Here is a 2,076-nt window from a genome sequence, read left to right on the forward strand (position 1 = left end):
ACGCCGGCCGGGCCGCAGATCAGGAGATTGACGTGGTCGTCGATCCAGCGGCCCTCGACAAGCTTAGCGAACAGCGGGCGGTCGAGACCGCGCGGGGTGCGGTAGTCGATGTCCTCGACGCACGCCTGCTGGCGCAGCTTGGCGTAGCGCAGGCGAGTGGCGAGCCGTTTGTCGTGCCGCAGCGAGGCTTCACGTTCGAGCAGCAGCGCAACCCATTCGGTGTGACCGAGGCTTGCGGCCTCACCGGTGGCTTCGATGTCGGCGAAGGCCTTGGCCATGCCATGGAGGCCGAGGGCGTTGAGGCGGTCGAGGGTCGGATGGGTGAGCAAGGGATGATCTCCTAATTGTAGTAGCGCGGTCCGCGGATGTTGGCATGCAGGATCGGCGCATCGTCCGCGGAACGCTGGTGAGCAGAACGCCGATCGAGATTGTTGGCGAGGATCGACTTGATCGAGCCATAGGTGCGCGCGCCGATGTCGATTGCCCGCGCAGCCGCGGCGTCCAGCCGTTCGCGCCCATAGGAGGCGGCGAGCCTGAGGATGCCGAGGCAGGCGCGGAAGCCTTGCTCGGGGTGCGAGCGCTCGTCGAGAATGAGGTCGCACAACGCGCTGGTCGCCGGCCCGATCGCGGCGGCGTCCTGGCGGATACGCGCGATGCTCCAGCCGGCGTAGCGCCGATGGCTGGAGGCCATGTGCTCCGGCACGGTGGTGTGTTTGTGATTGCCGCTCATGCGCTGATGCGCGGCGATCCGCTCGCCCTTGTGGAAGATCTCGACGGTACGGGCCGTGAACCGCACCTCGACCTCGGCGCGGGCGAAGCGATGCGGAACGCTGTAGTAATGCTTCTCCACCTCGACGTGGTAATCGAGACTGACGCGGCGGATCCGCCACTCGGCGAGGACATAGGGGGACGCTGGCAATGGCTTGAGCGCCGGCCGGTCGACCTCCTCGAGCAACCGGCGGCGTGTCACGCCGAGCCGCCGGATCGGCCGTTCCTCATTCAGCCTCGTGAGCAGTTCGCCGATCGCCGCATTGACCTCGGCCAGGCTGTAGAAGGTGCGATGGCGCAGGCGGCCGAGCAGCCAGCGCTCGACGATCAGGACGGCCTGCTCGACCTTGGCCTTGTCGCGCGGCTTGCGCGGCCGCGCCGGCAAGATGGCAGTGCCGTAATGCGCCGCCATCTCCGCGTAGGTACGATTGATCTGCGGGTCGTACAGGCTCGCCTTAATGACCGCGACCTTGGTGTTGTCGGGCACCAGCAGGGCCGGTATGCCGCCGATCGCCGCGAAGGCGCCAACATGGGCGCTGATCCAGTCGGCGAGCCCCTGCGTCCACGTCGCCTGCGCGTAGGTGAAGCTCGATGCGCCGAGCACGGCGACGAAGATCTGCGCCGTTCTGCGCTCACCGGTCAGGCGGTCGACCACCACCGGCACGCCATCGCCGGCATAGTCGACGAACAACTTGTCGCCGGCCGCATGGGCGTGGCGCATCGTCACCGACAGGCGGCCCTCCCAGGCGCGGTAGAGCTCACAGAAGCGCGAGTACCGGTATCCGCCGGGTTCGGTGGCGATATATTCCTCCCACAGGATCGACAGCGTCACGTGCTTGCGTTTGAGCTCGCGGTGCACGGTCGCCCAGTCGGGCTCGGCGATGCGGCGGTGACCCTGACGGTTGCCATTGCCGGTCTTCGCGAACAGGCGAAGTTCCAGAACCGTGTCGGTGACGTCGTCTGGCAACGGCCAGCTCAAGCCCGCGGCCTCGAACCGCCGGAGCGCCAGCCGCACCGTCGAGGGCGCCGCGCCCACCCGTCGCGCAATCTCGCGGCTCGGCAACCCGGCCGCCTTCATTCTGATCACATCGCGCACACGGCGCATCGCAAGCCTCTCCGTCGGCATCCAGGGTCCCCTTCGCAAAGCCGAAAGAGTTGACCCTATGGGAGCCAGAAGAGGCCTCGTCACCCGGGCGACATCATCCCGGAATGGTGGGCGACATCATTTCGGAACGGGTGGGCGACTTCAAATCGGAATGGTGGGCGAGATCATCTCGGAATCCTGGGCGACATCGATCGGAATCCGCA

The 2,076-nt window shown here is 67.0% G+C and carries 2 protein-coding genes; both read right to left on the bottom strand.

Annotated features, from left to right (window positions below):
- On the bottom strand, positions 1-329 hold a 329-nt coding region (locus AC0L2O_RS36080), incomplete at its 3' end, for an ATP-binding protein (RefSeq protein WP_473373106.1).
- Positions 330-340: 11 nt separating this feature from the next.
- On the bottom strand, positions 341-1,873 hold the full coding sequence (gene istA, locus AC0L2O_RS36085; RefSeq protein WP_473373107.1) for an IS21 family transposase: 1,533 nt from the start codon (positions 1,871-1,873) through the stop codon (positions 341-343).
- Positions 1,874-2,076 lie beyond the last annotated feature (203 nt).

The sequence above is a fragment of the Bradyrhizobium sp. Kon10 genome (genome assembly GCF_055807395.1).